The organism is Flavobacterium terrisoli, assembly GCF_030167905.1.
GTDB lineage: Bacteria > Bacteroidota > Bacteroidia > Flavobacteriales > Flavobacteriaceae > Flavobacterium > Flavobacterium terrisoli.
In genome coordinates this window covers 154,663-171,291 of sequence record NZ_JARGNA010000004.1, presented here as the reverse complement: position 1 = coordinate 171,291, position 16,629 = coordinate 154,663, and the positions used below count along the sequence as shown (strand labels likewise).

The window sequence follows — 16,629 nt, the reverse complement described above, 5'->3', positions numbered from 1 at the left end:
GTCAGAATTCAAGAACTTCATAAGTTTGAATTGATATATCAAAGAAATTTAATTTTAAACCATTTTTTATATTATGAAAAGAGAATTGAGTTTAGCAGTTGTGCTACTGTTATCCACTGTTTTTAGTTTTGCTCAAACCAGTAAACCCCAAACCTGGAACAATATTCCGGTGAAAGACAACGTAGTCATGACCTGGAATAAAAATACCCCTGAGCAGGAAATGAAAGATGATGTCAAGGCATTGAGTGACTATGGTGTTACCATCAAATACTCCAATGTAAAACGCAATTCCAACAACGAAATTATCGCTATTGATGTTTCCTTTGAGGACAAAAACGGCAGTAAAGGTTCTTTGAGCTACGACAATAAAAAACCAATCGCCACCATTAAATTTTTCAAGCAAGGTGATGAAGTTGGTTTTGGGGATTCAGGAGCTTCATTTGGAGACAATCCTTTCTTTTCAGGGTTTTCGGGAAATGAAGATTTTATAAAAGAATACAATTTCAATTTTGACAACGACAATTTACCCAATAAACATTTTGAATTTAAGTTTCCGGAAGGACAAACTTTTGGGCAAAACAAATCAAAAATTATCATCAAGAAAGATGGCAAAAAGCCTTTGGTAATTGAAGATGGCGAAGTAGTTGAAGGCGGCGATGATTACACCGCTGAAGAAATTGAAGAAATAAAGAAAAATAACAAAACAGAAAATTTCAACCATGATGACATTTATCACTTCAATTTCAATGGCAGTAGCAGTATGGCTGACCAAATGAAAAAAATGCAGGAACAAATGGATGGTTTAATGAAGCATCGAAACCATAGCAATGAACATTCCGGAGATAAAGATTTGGAAGACGCCAAAAAAGAATTGGAGAAAGCCAAAGAAGAACTGGAAAACGCCAAAAAGGAACTCCAAAAGGCAAAATCGACTGTGAAGACTCAGAAAGCATAAATAAAGAAACCGCAATTCAGCGGTTTTTTTTATTTTAGCACACACGAGGTCCGAATGACCGAACTGACGAAGTAAAACAAATTAACATGTTTAAACTACTAGCCAAAATCAATAAACTACTATTGCCCAGCTTTACCAAGCGCGGCCTGGATCTGGCTAAAGCCAAAAAATGGCAAATGGCGATTATTGCCTGGCGTTATTATGTGACGACCAAAGCGCTGGACTAATCCAATTTCAGCATTTCATAAAAACAAAAAAGGCTACATTTTCATGTAGCCTTTTCTTTTTTCGGCGACCTCGACGGGATTGAAAATCCTTCAAAGCCCCGCTTTGAGAATCCCTTAAAACAAAAAAAATGATCAAGTAAACTTGTCATTTTTCCTGTTTGAATGAATTCATTCGTGACCTCGACTGGACTAATTCGGACTTAAAACACATCTGATTGACAGTTAGTTATTAATTTACGTGTCATTTTTGTGACAGTAAAATTTTAGTTAAAATATTGATTTTTTATTAGTTGTAATTTTAATTTGTGACCTTCTATTATTCAATAATCCCAATCATTTGACGAGATGGGATTTGGAAAAGTTTCACCTAGTTGCGTTAAAAAAGAAGACGCAATTGCTTTTGTTTCTTGGCTTTGTGTAAATGGTACTTTTACTCCCATTGTGTACGCCAATGATTTTGGAATCCTGCTAACTGTTGAAACAACAAGCTCTTGTTTAGGTCTTGTTATGCCAACAAAGAACAATCTTCTTTGTTCTTCTAAATGACGAATAGCTTCCTCGCCTTCTAGATCAGGATCAATTTGTGGCAAAAGACCTTCTATAGCACTACAAATGATGCTAATTTCAGAAGTAAGACCTTTTGACTTATGAATACTCATTATACGTACATAGTCAACATCGAGGGGCATTTCTGGATTTATTGCACTATTAAGAATTGTTTTTTGAATATCTTTTATTTTATGATTTTCATCGTTTAATTCTACAAGCATTTCATTAAACTGAAGAGCCCAATCCTCATCTTTAGAGAATAGTTTCTCAATGACTTCGGATACTCCATATTTACTAAATTCATCAAGTAATTGCTGCAATTCATTAAATTTTTCAATTGAATGACTAGAGTATTTGAATGATGCCTTACCCTCAACAACATCTTTAAGCACATCGAAAGGCTCTTTTTTGCTTTCAATAGAAAGTTCAACAAGATTGCTATATCCACTAGCATTAAAAGTGGTGCTATCAAAACCAAGCCAGCATCGCAACGCAACTCTGTCATAATTGTTAATCAATAAATTTAATAGAGTCATTGATTTCTGAGCATTCATACTTTCGAACATTTCCTCTGTAAAGAAACTATGAGCTTCAATTCCATTCTCTATTAATCGGTCTCTTAATTCATAGCCTATTTCTCTTCTTGGACACATAAGTAATATATCTCCAGGGCTTACACCGTCCTTAATTCTTTTAGTTATAAATTGAACTATTCCTTCTCTTTCATCGCTCAAAGTTGGCCACTGTATTGAGTGAATATTGCCTTTCGGATTTTCTTCTCTTGGGACGAGATTACGCTTATCTCTATTTAAATTGTTTTGAATAAGTGAGTCAGCCGCTTTAACTATATCCGTTGGACATCTTCTGCAAACAGTTAACGGAAAGTCTTTGGTATTCTCATGTGAAAGATGGAATGTACGTATTCCTTCAGGATGTGAGTTTCTAAAGATTTCATAAATTGACTGGTCTTCATCTCCAATTATCATATAATCACCTTTTTCAGCAAGTATACTGATTAACTCTTGTTCAGCTTTATTTAGGTCTTGAAATTCATCAACAAAAACATGCTTGAATTCTTTCCTTTCATCAGCTTGTGGATTATTTCTAAGATATTTTAAAGCTTCCGGAATTACTTCGCCAATTAGCATGGATTTATGGAAACGTAAATAATTAATCAAAACTTGTTGAAACATTTTATCTTCATCCTCCTGAGGCCAACCTGGTTCGTCTGACTGTAGCCTTGCCCAAGCAGATTCAAATGCTTTAATCTTTTTTGATATTGCCTTTTTTCCAAGATTTGCTTTTTTTTGAAGATCTGCCTTAGCAAATTCTAATTCAAATTTGAAAAGAGGCCTTGGATTTCTTCCTGTAATTTGTAAAACGGATTCTCTTAGCAATAAACCATAGCAAAATGAGTGAAGTGTTCCAGCTTTTATTTCTTGTACACCCGGAACCCCAAGTTTCATTAATTCCTTTTTTAAATCATGTGCAGCTGTTCGAGTAAACGTTACCAATAGTATTTTTTTTGGATCTATTCCGCTTTCAAGCAAGCGAGCAATTCTTCTCATCAAAGTAAATGTTTTTCCTGAGCCAGGACCAGCAATCACTCTGATTCTGCCTTCATCAGAAGATGCAATTTCTAATCCTTGTCCTTGTAGTCCATCATTCCAAGCCATAATTGTGTGAGTTATTTATTAACTGTTGGGGGCACGACAGTGATTGTTTGTAAATCAAAACTAATGAATATTTTAGTGACCTTGCAAAATTATATTTAACTTGCTGTATTTCAGCAAACTAAAATTTCAAAAATAATAAAGCGATTAAAGCTTTACTTCAAATAAAAAAGCATAACGAATTGAAAATCAATAAGTTATGCTTTTAAAAAAGTGTGACCTCGACTGAGTCCCAACTTTATTTAATTTTCCCTTTATTTATAGGGGTTAACAAAAATCAGCTTTTGTAAAGGGGAATTATAGGGGAAATTATCGCCTTACAATCTTTACAAAATCATCAAAAGAATTTCTCTCTATAAGATTTTCTAAAGTATGTACGAACTTATCCAATTCACGGCTAAGAATATTTTTATACTCATCCCCATTTTTTTTATACTCATCAGGAAGTAATTCTCTGATAGCATAATTTATACCGGTTAAAGTTGATGGGAAGTCAAGTATTTTTATTTCTCCTGAATTAAGTCTCTCAACATTTACTTGAAACTTCCTATCTCTTCCAGAACATTTAATTACTGTTTCTTTCACACCAACCTTATTTTTTATCGCATCAAATTGTAGATTTATATCATCATCGATTTTACTTGGAATCATAATTTCAAAAGTACAATTCGAATATTTTACCCCATCAATTTCTAAGTTACCCTCGCTAACTATTTTTGAGCATATCGCTTTTATAAAATTCTCAAAATAACCATAAGCCAGAGTGTTTGATGGGAAGAAATTAAAATCATCAGGTTCAATAAGTAAGAAGTGATTTTTAATTTCTTCAACCTTTTCGACTAAGTTACTTGAATTAAATCTCGAAAGAAAAATGCCTTCGAGGTCACTCACTTTTTTTACTTTTTCATCAACTAAAAAGCAACTCTTTTGTAAACCAAGCCTCCCAATAAAAAGTCCTAATTCAAATAAAATATTATCTCTAGCTTGAAGATGAGTTTTACCGCGAACAACAACTTTATCATCTGGAGTTCCAATTAAGACTCCAAAATCAAACTTCAGCGGAGCTTTTAACAAATCGCTCAAAAAATTATTATTCAATTTGAAAACAGATTTATCCCATAAATTTTCATTCCAAATAACTACATCAAAATCCTTATCCAAAATCGCTTTTACAATTTTTGCGGTTCCTAATTCTTCAGAGGAACTACCAATAAAAACTTTCTTCTTCATGTTATAAAAATTTCACATTAGAAGTTCTAGATAGCAAGTCTTGATAAAGCGATGCAATTTCTGTAAATATTAATCCCAACAAACGCACTTTTTCATCTTTTCCTCTAAAAACCGGCTCGGAACCGTCAATAGACATTATACTATTTCTATAGGTTTCGTTTTCAATAATTTTCTTAAGTTCGCTATATAAAACAAAAACTAATTCATAGTAGGATTTATCATAATAATCAAGAGCGTTAATGTTATAGCATACAGAACTAATATCAAAGCTAGATAATTGCTTTAAGTCGTATTCCGAATCAGCTTTAAGAGTTTTTACAAAACGTATCATTTTCTTCAAACGTCCATTTACAGATTTATCTTTTTCATTCAATAAACGTATTTTTAAAAAAGGAAAGTCAACCGGCAACCTAGTATTTTTCGCTTTATCATAAACTTGAATTCCTTTCAAATCAGCGTCATCATTCATTGCGGAATTAACATTTACATACCAAGAAGCCGTAACAACATCAACAACTCTATCGGGATTAGTAGGATTAACTTCGATAGATTTTGGTTTTGAAGTATCTACATTTTTATACGTACTAACCAAAACAGTTTCAGCATCAGTACGAATCTTTTTCAAGTCAGCATTAGTATCACCTTGATAAGGTGTTCCGTTAATAACCTCCAATAAATTTTGTTTTTGAGGCAAAGTCAGATAATAACCGGAACTATATTTTTCGTTAAATTTAGTTATACTTTCATGTGAATAAAAAGAATTAGTTATTTGAACCAAATCAATATCACTATGACCTTTTATATGAGTATTACACATAACAGAGCCTTGGTATTTATAATCCAAACCAGGATTATTCTTTCGAAGTTGTTCCTTTATTTTATCCCCAGCTTCAAAAGTCCTCTCAGTATAGCGAGGTTCAACACCTTGCATAGACCTTTTTATATATTCCAAAAGTTTTGAACCGGAATCAGTTATTCCTCTTAATTCATCACTAAATGACTTGCTAAAAAGAAGCGATTCATTAAGTAAATCCGGGTTACTTCTTCTTTTTACATTTTCTACTAAACTTGCGTAATTTTTTGGCATACACTTTTACATTAAATTAATTATCCTTTACTTTTTTTCGGGTCAATCGATTTCGGGTAAGTTCGTTCCTCTTGAAATCCACCATCATTTTTATGGATTTTCAAAGAACCTCCGCCTTGATTAACAATAAACTCTTTCGATTCCTTGATAGCATCCGCTTTATTGGAATCAAACACTTTAGACGCTCTTTCGGCATCCTCTCTTTTTAACTTGTACTTGCCGTCCTCATGGACTAAATGAAAATTTTCCATTTTTTTAATTTTAAATAATATCAGCGTTAACCGGTGCTAACAATAACCGGAGAAAGGAAAGAATAACAAGATTTGCAGAAGTAAAATAAAAGAGTATTTTTGCGCCTACAAAAAGAGGATAGTTTTCCTTTTCTAACGAACTATCCTTGATTTCTATTTTTACAAAAGTCCTATCGGTCAGAGGTTAGGACTTTTTTATTAGGAAAAAATTAACAAGGATTATACCAAGGTTCACAAAATGTCATGTTGTCATAGTTTTTAACCGTTTTTTCCTATATGGCAGAAAAATTTAATCGTCAAGTTACATATTTGGCAGTCATATAACCCATTTTTTAAACACTTGTCACAAAACGCCCACAATTCTATATCAATTCTTTATATTATTTCTTAAAATCAAGTGTAAACGACATATCCGGGCGTAGAAGGACAAATCCGGCGCTTTAATTTAGTTTCCTTTGTACTACTTAGACCGCTTTATAAGTTTCCTTTGGCTCAATAAGTAGTTCGGTTTATTTATTTGGCTTACATTATTTACTAAGATTTATTAGTTTCATATATACCGTATATTACTCTTATTATATAAGTCTAGCAGTCTTCTTTGTTAATCCAAGCATAATTTCGCCTTTATAATCTCGTTCGCTGGTAATATTCGATTTATATATACTCATTAATTTTCGGAATTCTTTAGACTTATTATTCGAGACAACCGTTTCATTAAAGTCCATTATTGTCTTATGTATTCCACGAGATTTCATTTCTGAATAACATAAGCTATTATAAAAATCAATTCCGGTGGCTCTTTCTAATTTTCGCTCTTGCGATAGTAAATCCACAAACTCGATTTTATCAACGTAATCATGTAGCATCTGAGGTAACTTATTCCAATCAGTTTTAATTAGTTCAAGCGTATCGAATTTTCGTCGCAAAGTTGTACCGGACATTTTATCTACGTTAATTTCAAATCTTAACATTAGGTATTTGTCTAGTACGACTTTCATTTTTTTCGACCATATCTTATTCTGATTCATTTCAATAAATTTATCATACATCTTCAGGCTATAATTTCCAAAATTAAAGTTGAGTGTAGTTTCATACCTTCTATCTATTTTAGCATTTCGGCATCTAACAAAACAGTCTAAAACGTCATTAGATAAAGCCTTTAACATAAGTGTTACACCAATTTCCAACTGAGTAACCTTAAACACTTTCCAGATTTCGTTTTTCTTTAAGCCTAGTTTTCTACCAAGTACTTCTATACAATCATAAAACTCAGTGAAGGTCAAATCACTTCGAGAGTTTTTACCAAAATACCATTTTCTAATACTTCCATCAATAGACAAAGAATATTTCCCGGTTTTAAGATTTTCAGTTAGCAACATTCTCAATCTAAACAATCTCGATTTATTTACTAAATAAGATATTTGTCCTAATTTAAAAGGCTCATTTTCAATCGGAGTTTCTCTCCAATGATAATTGTTTAGTAGAAACTCAGGACTAAAATCGTTAGCCATAATTTTAATTCTATCAATCATACATATTCTTTTTAATGTAATCTTCTAAGTCTTTACGTATTACAAAAACAAAACCTCTGGACGAGTTTTTTACAAACTTCAAACCTTTGGCTCTATACCGATAAATCGTCTTTGAACAATAGCCGTATTCTTCTTTTATCGTTTTCAGATTCAAAATATCAGAGTCTAATCTAGGCATCAACGCTTTTCTTATAGCGATACTATCTTTAGTTCTTTCAAACAATAATTCTTTTTTGGTTCTAGCCAATTCAAGCAATTTTCTCTTTACAAGTTTCTGATTCAAAACATACTTTTTTTCCATATTCTAAAATTTTATCGATTTCATTATTTTTGAAGTAGTAGCTTCGTCGGAGTTCATATATATTTGGGTAACTCTTATATCTCGATGTCCCATACTACTCATTATAATTTGAGTTGGCGTATTATTCAAGGCTAGAATCGAACCGAACGTATGCCTTGCCGCATGAAAGGAAATCGACTTATTAACTTTAGCCAATTTTCCAATAATTTTTAAATCACGGTTTACAGAAACATTTTCTCTTTTTTTAAAAACGAATTCGGTACTTTTCTTCGATTTCAGATCAGCACTTCCAAGAATCTTAAGTGAGTAGCTATTTAGGTAAACTTCTACGGTATCTTTTGTTTTAATCATTTTAACAACGAGTTTCTTATTTTCAATGATATTCTCTTTCTTTAAGTTCATTACATCGGAAAATCTAAGCCCAGTGTAACAGCTAAACAAGAATAGTTTTCGGGTAAGTTCTAATCCTTTGGTTAGATTACCCAATTTTAAGTCAGCATCGACAACTCTTTTTAGTTCGTCTGGGTTAAGAAAAACAATTCGTTTATTTTCTTTAGGTCTTTTGACATGCTTACAAGGATTTTCGGAGACAATCTTATCAATAACAAATTTATTGAGTACCGCAGAAAAACATTTAAGCCTTGTATTGATACCACTATTCCCAACTTTTTTATCAACTTTCAAATAGTAAACAAAATCGTCAATGAATTTAGAGTTAATTTCATTCAAGGATATTTTAGGTTTATATTCACTCAATTGTTTTCTAAAAAGCTCGTAATGATATTTCGTTCCTTCGCTCAATTCTTCTATTCCAAATTTCAGTTTAAAAAAATTATCAAAGTGATAGTAGAAATCAGGATTTATTTTTTCATCAACAATACCTTTTATACGGTTCTTCACGGAATCCTTTGTAAATTCTTCTCCGTTGTTATCCATTTCCAAAAGGACATTGTATATCCGGTTTTCTTCTTTAATCAGGATATTTTTTAGCAAAGCATCTTTGACGCATCGTTTTTTCAAATCCCAATGATTTATATGAACATATTTACCGGAGGGCAATTGAGTTTTTCCCTTTCGAAAGATTATCTGATAATAGAGCGGATGTTTATTTACATCATCGGCTTTACACTTATCTTTTCTCAAAACGGTTTTTACTGAAAATGAATTTCTCATAGAATTAAATTTATATTAGTGTTATTTTATAGTAATAGCAGGATGGTTATTTTTTCGTCAGGCAAAAACGCACATTTAACGTTTCTTTAACATATCGGATTTAGGCATGAAAAAAGCGACCTAGTTACAGTCGCTTTAATTACAAGAGGATTTTTCGTTTAGTGCTTAATACTATCTAAAGCATCTTGAGCATTTTTAGAAATAGCTTTCACATTCGTTTTAATTTTTCTCAATCGTTCAAATCGAATTTTTTCTCCACTTTCATTCAATAGATTTTCATCATTTGGATCAGCTTCTAAATAATAGACATAGTCCTTTTCAATAAAAACTAATTTTTGTATTTCTTCATCGCTAAGTTCAGCGCAGATAAATATCGAAAACGGTTCAAACAAATAATAGCTTTTATCATTTTTAATTGTAAATGTACTTACAAGTCCGCTACATCCATTCATTGGGGCTTGAACGATAGAAATTTCATCAGAGCCATTCTTATTCAAATCCCCTTCATTTATTAATCTAAACGAACAACAATCTACTTTTATAGATTTAATTTTTTTATCACTAAATTGTATTTGATATCCATCGGGAACTCCATCTTCAACCGGATTACCTTTACCTTTTTTAGTTAGCACACTAAAAGCATATTCAAACTTTCCATCGCCGTTAAAATCGCCATATATTTTATCTCCAACCTTTTTTTTATCCGTCTGGGCATTACAGCATACAGATAATAAAGCAATACAAATCACTTTTACAATTTTAATTTCCATCTAAAATTATTTGTTTCGGTAATAATCGTTAATCGTTTTTCCCGGATTCTCTTTTAACCAAATTTCAAAATTACTTTCGGAATTAGTAGTTACAGGATTTCTATATTGATTTCTTAATCTTTCATCTTCAATTACAAGTTCTCTTTTTTTCTCGTCAGTTTCTCCCAACAGATACAAAAATAACATTGACAGAAAAGGAGAAATCAAAAGCGAAACCAAAAACCATACAAAAGCACTTCTTCCACGTCTATTAGCCATTTTAACTGGTACAACGAGTAAGAGTATAATAAAACTCAAAATCAAAAGAACTACAAAGATAAAAAGCAGTGCTTTCCATTCGAACGTAACTTCCGTTTCCATAACAAGAATAAATTTACAATCTTAGCTTAAGCGAAAATAATAAATTGTATAATATAAGCGGTAAATTTTAAGCGGTATTATTTACAATTTTCCGGTCTATGGAAAGTTTAGACAATAATATCGAATTAAAAATCAAAGAAATATCTCAAAAGCTTAAAGAACTCCGAATATCAAGAGGTTATACAAGCTACGAAACATTTGCATTTGAAAACGAATTAAATAGAGTTCAGTATTGGCGTATAGAATCAGGACAAAATATAACGCTAAGGACTTTAATCAAGGTTTTGGATATTCATAAAATTTCCCTAGAAGAATTCTTCAAAGATTTATAAATTTTACAGAAGGGAAACTATAGGGAGAATAAAACAGTCTATTATTGTCTAATAAAGTCCATTATTGTCCAACAAAAAACCCGCTAATAGCGGGTTTCTAGACGGTTTAAGAAATTTTCATTCTTTATTTTCGTGACCTCGACTGGATTCAAACCAGTAACCTTCTGAGCCGTAATCAGATGCGCTATTCAGTTGCGCCACGAGGCCTTTTTGTGGGTGCAAATATAGTTATATTTGATAAACTTGCAAATCAAATTTAATTTAAAACTTAAAAAAATCGAGCAATACTTAAACCTGCACTGTCTTCCACTTCCCTTTTTTGAAAAAATAAAATGCCAGGACTGCCAATACCGTTTCCGCGGACGGAATCGCTACAAACGCGCCTATTGGACCAAAATCCAAATAAACGGCTAAGAACCAGGCTAAGGGAATTTGTATCATCCAAAAACAAAAAATGTTGATCCATGTTGGTGTTTTGGTATCACCGGCACCATTCAACGCTTGTATCATTACCATTCCGATTCCGTAAAAAATATAGCCAAAGCCAATTATTCTGAGCGCCTGACTACCATAAGCCAAAATGATTTTATCAGCGGTATAAAAACTAATGATGAATTCGGAGAAACAGACAAACAATAAAGTCACCAAACTCATGAAAATGATATTGTATTTCGTCGTAAGCAAAACGCTTTGTTGTGCGCGTTCAGGTTGCTTGGCACCAAGATTCTGTCCAACCAATGTGGCTGCCGCATTACTCAATCCCCAAGCCGGCAGGATAAAGAACACCACATTCCTGATGGCAATCTGATAACCGGCGCTTGCATCAGTACTTCCGGTGATGGAAACAATATAAGTCAGGATAATCCAACTACCGCTTTGGATAAAAAACTGCAGCATTGCCGGTGTGGAAATACTCAGTAAGGATTTTATAATCTCAAAATTGGGTTTGAAATACGTCTTGTATATTTTGATGGTTCTGTTTTTGACAAACAAATGATAGCACTGGTACAATACACCGGTCGTTCTTCCGATGGCTGTAGCAATCGCAGCACCAACCAAACCATATTCAGGAAATGGTCCGTAACCGTAAATCAAAATCGGACATAAAATGATATTGATAATACTGGCCAGCCAAAGACTTCGCATCGCCATTGCAGCATCACCAGCACCGCGGAATATCCCGTTAATCAAAAACAGCAAAATAATCGCCGGACTGCTGGCAAAAATGATTTGGGCAAATGAAGTTCCTTCTTTGATTACTTCGGGCTGGGCACCCATTAAGGATAAAATATCCGAAGCAAAATAAACGCCGGCAAATGCCACTAAAATGGCCACAGCCACAGAAACCATAATGGCCTGCGCCCCCGATTTGGAAGCTTCAGTAAAATCTTTTTCACCAACTCTTCGGGCAACAATAGCGGTTGCGCCGACACTCAGACCAATTCCCAAGGTATAAACCAAAGAAATTACCGCTTCTGTCAGACCAACGGTTGCTACTGCAACATCGGCATTGGGCAAATGCCCAACAAAATAAATATCAACGACTGCAAAAACCGATTCGAGGCTCAGTTCCAAAATCATCGGGATCGCAAGCAACAATATTGCCACTTTGACATTGCCCTGTGTATAATCGTGCTCCTCGCCTTTTAGCGATTGCTTTATTAACTGAAATATTCTGCTGATTTTATTTTTAGACATAATTTCTATTTGCTGAAAACGGTGTTTTCCTGTTCTAAAACCCTGATAAATGTGGTGCGTTTGGTCAATTCCTTTAGTTTTGAGGCACCAACATAAGTACAGGTACTTCTGATACCGCCAAGTATGTCCTGCAGCGTGTTAATCACATCGCCTTTAAACGGCACCTGAACGGTTTTACCTTCGCTGGCCCGGTATTCGGCTACTCCTCCAACGTGCTTTTTCATGGCAGTTTCCGAACTCATGCCATAGAACTGTTTGAATTGTTCACCATTGACTTCAATTAACTTTCCGCCGCTTTCTGTATGTCCGGCCAACATGCCGCCTAACATGACAAAATCGGAACCGGCGCCAAAAGCTTTGGCTACATCGCCGGGAGTTGCACAACCGCCATCGCTGATGATGTGTCCGCCCAAACCGTGAGCCGCATCGGCACATTCAATAATCGCCGACAACTGCGGATAACCCACGCCGGTTTTGACTCTGGTCGTACAAACCGAACCAGGACCAATGCCAACTTTGACAATATCGGCGCCTTCGAGTAATAATTCTTCTACCATTTCTCCGGTAACGACATTTCCGGCGATAATTACCTTGTCAGGGAACTTTTTACGCGCCTGTCTCAGAAACTCTACAAAATGCTCCGAATAGCCATTGGCCACATCAATACATAGGAATTTCAGTTGTTGATTATGGCTGAAAATTTCGTCTATCTTTTTGAAATCACTTTTGCCGGTTCCCGTACTGACCGCGATATAATCGGCAATATCGTTTGGTGCATTTTTTATGAAATCATTCCACTGTTGCAACGAATAATGCTTGTGAATCGCAGTGAAAAGTTTCTCTTTGGTCAATGCCAATGCCATTTCAAAAGTCCCGACAGTATCCATATTGGCTGCCATAATCGGAACGCCTGTCCAGGTGTGGGTGCTGTGCAAAAATTTGAATTCCCTTTCTAAAGATACTTGCGCCCTACTGTTTAGCGTAGAGCGTTTTGGTCGTATCATTACATCTTTAAAGCCCAGTTTTAAGTCGGTTTCAATTCTCATAATTCAATATTTTCATAACAATCAAATGTATCGTTTTTCCGCCTTTGCTTATCTGAAAAAATCATTTTTGCCACTTAAAATTTATCAACAATTGTTAGTAAGCCATTGCGATTTTATTTAGTAGTTTTACGCACCAATAAATCACATATGCATTCAGATTATATCCTAGACAAGGAATTTAAAGATGAATTTTTTCTAGACGCTGACATCAAATTCAAAGAATATGAAAACTGTACCTTTCATTTCTGCGACTTCACCGATTGTACGTTTCAAACGGTCACTTTTGTCGATTGTAATTTCTTTGACTGCAATTTTAAAGATACCAAAATCAATTATGTTTCGCTGCGCGGCGTTTGGTTTACCAAATGTAACTTTACCAATGTCAACTTCGCGATGACAGACCAGGTGATTTTTGAATTTCACTTTAAGGATTGTTTGTTGGATTATGCCAAATTCTACGCCCTGAAAATGAAGAAAATGCAGTTCATCAACTGCAGTATGATTGCGGTTGATTTTATGGCGAGTGATTTAACCGAAGTCTTATTCGACAACTGCAACCTTCGAAGAGCTGTATTTATTGATACGATTGCCAACAAAGCCGATTTTTCTACCAGTTACGATTACACTTTTGATCCGGAAAAGAATAAGATCAAGAAAGCGATTTTTTCAGTTGATGGGTTGAAAGGATTGTTGGAGAAGTATGATATTGTGGTAAAATAAAAAACCTCCAGAAACGAATTCCTGAAGGTTTGATTTTATAATTATTTGAAGTGATTAGTACACGAAAATCGCTCTTTCGCTCATCATATCGTTTACTTCATCTCCTATTTCGGCTAACAATTCGTCATTAGTAGAATTGGTCAAAACCCTGTCGATTAAATCCACAATCGTTTCCATGTCGCTTTCCACCATACCACGAGTAGTAATGGCAGGTGTTCCCACACGGATTCCGGAAGTAACAAACGGTGATTTGTCATCAAATGGCACCATATTTTTATTTACCGTGATTTCGGCTTTGCCCAAAGCAATTTCGGCATCTTTACCTGAAATATTTTTGTTTCTTAAGTCAATCAACATCATGTGATTGTCCGTACCGCCTGAGATTAAGTCATAACCTCTTTTTACGAAAGCTGCTGCCATGGCTTTAGCATTTTTTTGCACCTGCATCGCATAAGTAAAGAACTCATCCGATAAAGCTTCGCCAAACGCTACTGCTTTCGCGGCAATGATATGTTCCAATGGACCGCCTTGATTTCCGGGGAAGACCGACATATCCAATACGTGAGACATCATTCTGATTTCTCCTTTTGGCGTAGTCAATCCCCATGGGTTTTCGAAATCTTTACCCATCATGATGATTCCGCCTCTTGGTCCGCGCAATGTTTTGTGTGTAGTTGTCGTTACTATATGACAATGTGGAATTGGATCATTCATCAATCCTTTGGCAATCAAACCGGCAGGATGCGAAATATCTGCTAATAATAAAGCACCAACGCTGTCTGCAATTTCCCTGAAACGTTTGAAATCCATATCGCGGGAATAAGCAGAAGCACCTGCAATAATCATTTTAGGCTGCTCTTTGGTCGCAATTTCCTGAATTTTATCATAGTTCAACACACCGGTTTCCTTTTCTACACCATAGAATACAGGAGAATATAATTTCCCTGAAAAGTTTACAGGAGAACCGTGGGTTAAGTGACCACCATGAGACAAGTCAAAACCAAGGATTTTATCGCCTGGTTTTAAACAAGCAGCAAAAACCGCTGTATTGGCTTGTGAACCTGAATGTGGTTGCACGTTCACATAATCGGCACCGAATAAGGCCTTGGCTCTGTCGATGGCGATTTGTTCAATCACATCCACTACTTCACAGCCACCATAATATCTTCTGCCCGGATAGCCTTCGGCATATTTATTTGTTAATACGGAACCCGCAGCTTCCATCACCTGATCACTCACAAAGTTCTCAGAGGCAATTAGTTCAATTCCGTGAATTTGTCTTTCTTGTTCTTCAAGAATTAAGTCAAAAATTTGTTCGTCGCGTTGCATTTGAAATTATTTCGTTAAATTGAGTTCAAAATTACAAAAATCGTTTGTTAAATTAATAGTTAATGATATATTTGATTGCTAAATTTTCAACAACTAAATCAACACAATGATGCCATTAACCACAAACAATCCCAGTCGAAAATCCTGGCTTAATGTCCCTACAGACAGCGACTTCCCAATCCAGAATATTCCTTTTGGTGTTTTCTTAACCAAAGAAGACGTTATTACCATTGGAACAAGAATTGGTGATTACGCTATCGATTTAGGCGCATTACAACAACTAAATTACTTTGAAGGTATAGAATTGACTGACGATATGTTTATGCAGGATACGCTAAACGATTTCATTTCTGACGGAAAAAAGACATGGCGTTTGGTAAGAAACCGCATTGGTGATATTTTTGACCACAATAATCCAACACTAAGAGACAACGCAGAACACAGGGAGATAGTTATTTTCAAAATGGAAGATGTCGAAATGCAGCTTCCGGTTTTGATTGGTGATTACACCGATTTTTATTCGAGTAAAGAACACGCCACCAATGTAGGTAAAATGTTCCGCGATCCGGCAAATGCCTTGTTACCTAACTGGCTACACATTCCGGTGGGTTACCACGGAAGAAGCTCTACCATTATTCCTTCGGGAATTCCGATACATCGACCAATGGGACAAACTTTGCCAAACGGAGAAACCACTCCTGTTTTTGGTCCGTCACGCTTAGTCGATTTCGAATTGGAAACCGCTTTTATTACGACTGATGCCAACATCATGGGAGAAAATATCCCGATCGCTGAGGCAGAGGATTATATTTTCGGAATGGTATTGCTAAACGACTGGAGTGCGCGTGATATCCAGAAATGGGAATATGTGCCGCTTGGACCTTTCTTGGCTAAAAACTTTGCCTCTTCGATTTCACCATGGATCGTGACGATGGATGCTTTGGAACCTTTTAGATGCAAAGGGCCAAACCAAGAACCAATGCCGCTTCCCTATTTGCAACAAAAAGGGAAGAATGCTTTCGACATTAATTTAGAAGTTTATATCGAACCGGAAAATGTAGAGCCTAAACTGGTTTCTAAATCCAACTTTAAATATATGTATTGGTCAATGTCACAGCAATTGGCGCATCACACCTCTAACGGTTGTCGCATCAATTCAGGAGATATGATGGGTTCAGGAACGATTTCTGGTCCGACACCGGATAGTTTTGGTTCGATGCTCGAATTGACTTGGGGCGGAAAAAATCCAATCATCATGAATGATGGCAGCGAACGTAAATTCATCAATGACAATGACACGGTAATTATGAAAGGCTATTGCCAAAACAGTTCAGTGAGAATCGGTTTTGGTGAAGTGGAAACCAAACTTTTACCTCCATTCGTTAGAAAATAATCC

General features: G+C 35.1%; 17 protein-coding genes and 1 tRNA gene. 5 read left to right on the top strand and 13 right to left on the bottom strand.

Annotated elements, in window-relative coordinates:
- The first annotated feature begins 73 nt into the window (after positions 1–73).
- Both P1K33_RS06565 and P1K33_RS06560 read left to right on the top strand, forming a co-directional pair.
- Positions 74–955: a hypothetical protein gene (locus tag P1K33_RS06565; RefSeq protein WP_284652116.1), complete on the top strand. Its 882-nt coding sequence runs from the start codon at positions 74–76 to the stop codon at positions 953–955.
- A gap of 86 nt (positions 956–1,041) precedes the next feature.
- Positions 1,042–1,182: an SsrA-binding protein gene (locus P1K33_RS06560; protein ID WP_284652115.1), complete on the top strand. Its 141-nt coding sequence runs from the start codon at positions 1,042–1,044 to the stop codon at positions 1,180–1,182.
- Positions 1,183–1,502: 320 nt separating this feature from the next.
- Here P1K33_RS06560 and P1K33_RS06555 read toward each other — a convergent pair whose 3' ends face one another.
- From P1K33_RS06555 to P1K33_RS06515, 9 genes are all read right to left on the bottom strand, one after another.
- A complete protein-coding gene (locus P1K33_RS06555) occupies positions 1,503–3,407 on the bottom strand; it encodes an ATP-dependent helicase (protein WP_284652114.1) in 1,905 nt (634 codons plus the stop codon).
- Between the two features lie 306 nt (positions 3,408–3,713).
- Entirely contained in the window at positions 3,714–4,634 is a 921-nt protein-coding gene (gene cap12 / locus P1K33_RS06550) for a CBASS system CD-NTase-associated NAD(+) hydrolase Cap12 (RefSeq protein WP_284652113.1), read from the bottom strand.
- Position 4,635: 1 nt separating this feature from the next.
- Positions 4,636–5,721, bottom strand: a complete 1,086-nt coding sequence (locus P1K33_RS06545) for a nucleotidyltransferase-like protein (protein WP_284652111.1) — start codon at positions 5,719–5,721, stop codon at positions 4,636–4,638.
- Positions 5,722–5,741: 20 nt separating this feature from the next.
- On the bottom strand, positions 5,742–5,972 hold the full coding sequence (locus tag P1K33_RS06540; protein WP_284652110.1) for a DUF2188 domain-containing protein: 231 nt from the start codon (positions 5,970–5,972) through the stop codon (positions 5,742–5,744).
- Between the two features lie 575 nt (positions 5,973–6,547).
- Positions 6,548–7,504, bottom strand: a complete 957-nt coding sequence (locus tag P1K33_RS06535; protein WP_284652109.1) for a phage/plasmid replication domain-containing protein — start codon at positions 7,502–7,504, stop codon at positions 6,548–6,550.
- The gene (locus tag P1K33_RS06530) at positions 7,497–7,805 is read right to left on the bottom strand and encodes a helix-turn-helix transcriptional regulator (protein ID WP_284652108.1); all 309 of its coding nucleotides are present in this window, start codon (positions 7,803–7,805) and stop codon (positions 7,497–7,499) included. Before P1K33_RS06530 ends, P1K33_RS06535 begins: the two co-directional genes overlap by 8 nt.
- A 3-nt stretch (positions 7,806–7,808) precedes the next feature.
- Positions 7,809–8,978, bottom strand: coding sequence for a site-specific integrase (locus tag P1K33_RS06525; RefSeq protein ID WP_284652107.1), 1,170 nt, complete (start codon positions 8,976–8,978; stop codon positions 7,809–7,811).
- 158 nt (positions 8,979–9,136) lie between these two features.
- A complete protein-coding gene (locus P1K33_RS06520) occupies positions 9,137–9,748 on the bottom strand; it encodes a hypothetical protein (protein WP_284652106.1) in 612 nt (203 codons plus the stop codon).
- 6 nt (positions 9,749–9,754) lie between these two features.
- A complete protein-coding gene (locus P1K33_RS06515) occupies positions 9,755–10,108 on the bottom strand; it encodes a hypothetical protein (RefSeq protein WP_284652105.1) in 354 nt (117 codons plus the stop codon).
- Between the two features lie 98 nt (positions 10,109–10,206).
- Here P1K33_RS06515 and P1K33_RS06510 point away from each other — a divergent pair, with 98 nt between their 5' ends.
- The gene (locus P1K33_RS06510) at positions 10,207–10,440 is read left to right on the top strand and encodes a helix-turn-helix domain-containing protein (protein ID WP_284652104.1); all 234 of its coding nucleotides are present in this window, start codon (positions 10,207–10,209) and stop codon (positions 10,438–10,440) included.
- A 133-nt stretch (positions 10,441–10,573) separates the two neighbouring features.
- Here P1K33_RS06510 and P1K33_RS06505 read toward each other — a convergent pair.
- The 3 genes from P1K33_RS06505 to P1K33_RS06495 all read right to left on the bottom strand — a co-directional run bounded on the left by P1K33_RS06505 (position 10,574) and on the right by P1K33_RS06495 (position 13,184).
- Positions 10,574–10,647: transfer RNA gene (locus P1K33_RS06505), tRNA-Arg, on the bottom strand.
- A gap of 81 nt (positions 10,648–10,728) precedes the next feature.
- Complete coding sequence (locus P1K33_RS06500) at positions 10,729–12,138, bottom strand: MATE family efflux transporter (RefSeq protein WP_284652103.1); 1,410 nt, start codon at positions 12,136–12,138, stop codon at positions 10,729–10,731.
- A gap of 5 nt (positions 12,139–12,143) precedes the next feature.
- A complete protein-coding gene (locus P1K33_RS06495) occupies positions 12,144–13,184 on the bottom strand; it encodes a GMP reductase (RefSeq protein WP_284652102.1) in 1,041 nt (346 codons plus the stop codon).
- Positions 13,185–13,331: 147 nt separating this feature from the next.
- On the opposite strand from P1K33_RS06495, the gene P1K33_RS06490 reads away from it, so the two are divergent.
- A complete protein-coding gene (locus P1K33_RS06490; RefSeq protein WP_284652101.1) occupies positions 13,332–13,904 on the top strand; it encodes a pentapeptide repeat-containing protein in 573 nt (190 codons plus the stop codon).
- Positions 13,905–13,958: 54 nt separating this feature from the next.
- Here P1K33_RS06490 and glyA read toward each other — a convergent pair whose 3' ends face one another.
- Positions 13,959–15,233, bottom strand: coding sequence for a serine hydroxymethyltransferase (gene glyA, locus P1K33_RS06485; protein ID WP_284652100.1), 1,275 nt, complete (start codon positions 15,231–15,233; stop codon positions 13,959–13,961).
- Positions 15,234–15,342: 109 nt separating this feature from the next.
- Here glyA and fahA point away from each other — a divergent pair, with 109 nt between their 5' ends.
- Positions 15,343–16,626, top strand: coding sequence for a fumarylacetoacetase (fahA, locus tag P1K33_RS06480; RefSeq protein ID WP_284652300.1), 1,284 nt, complete (start codon positions 15,343–15,345; stop codon positions 16,624–16,626).
- The last annotated feature ends 3 nt before the right edge of the window (positions 16,627–16,629 follow it).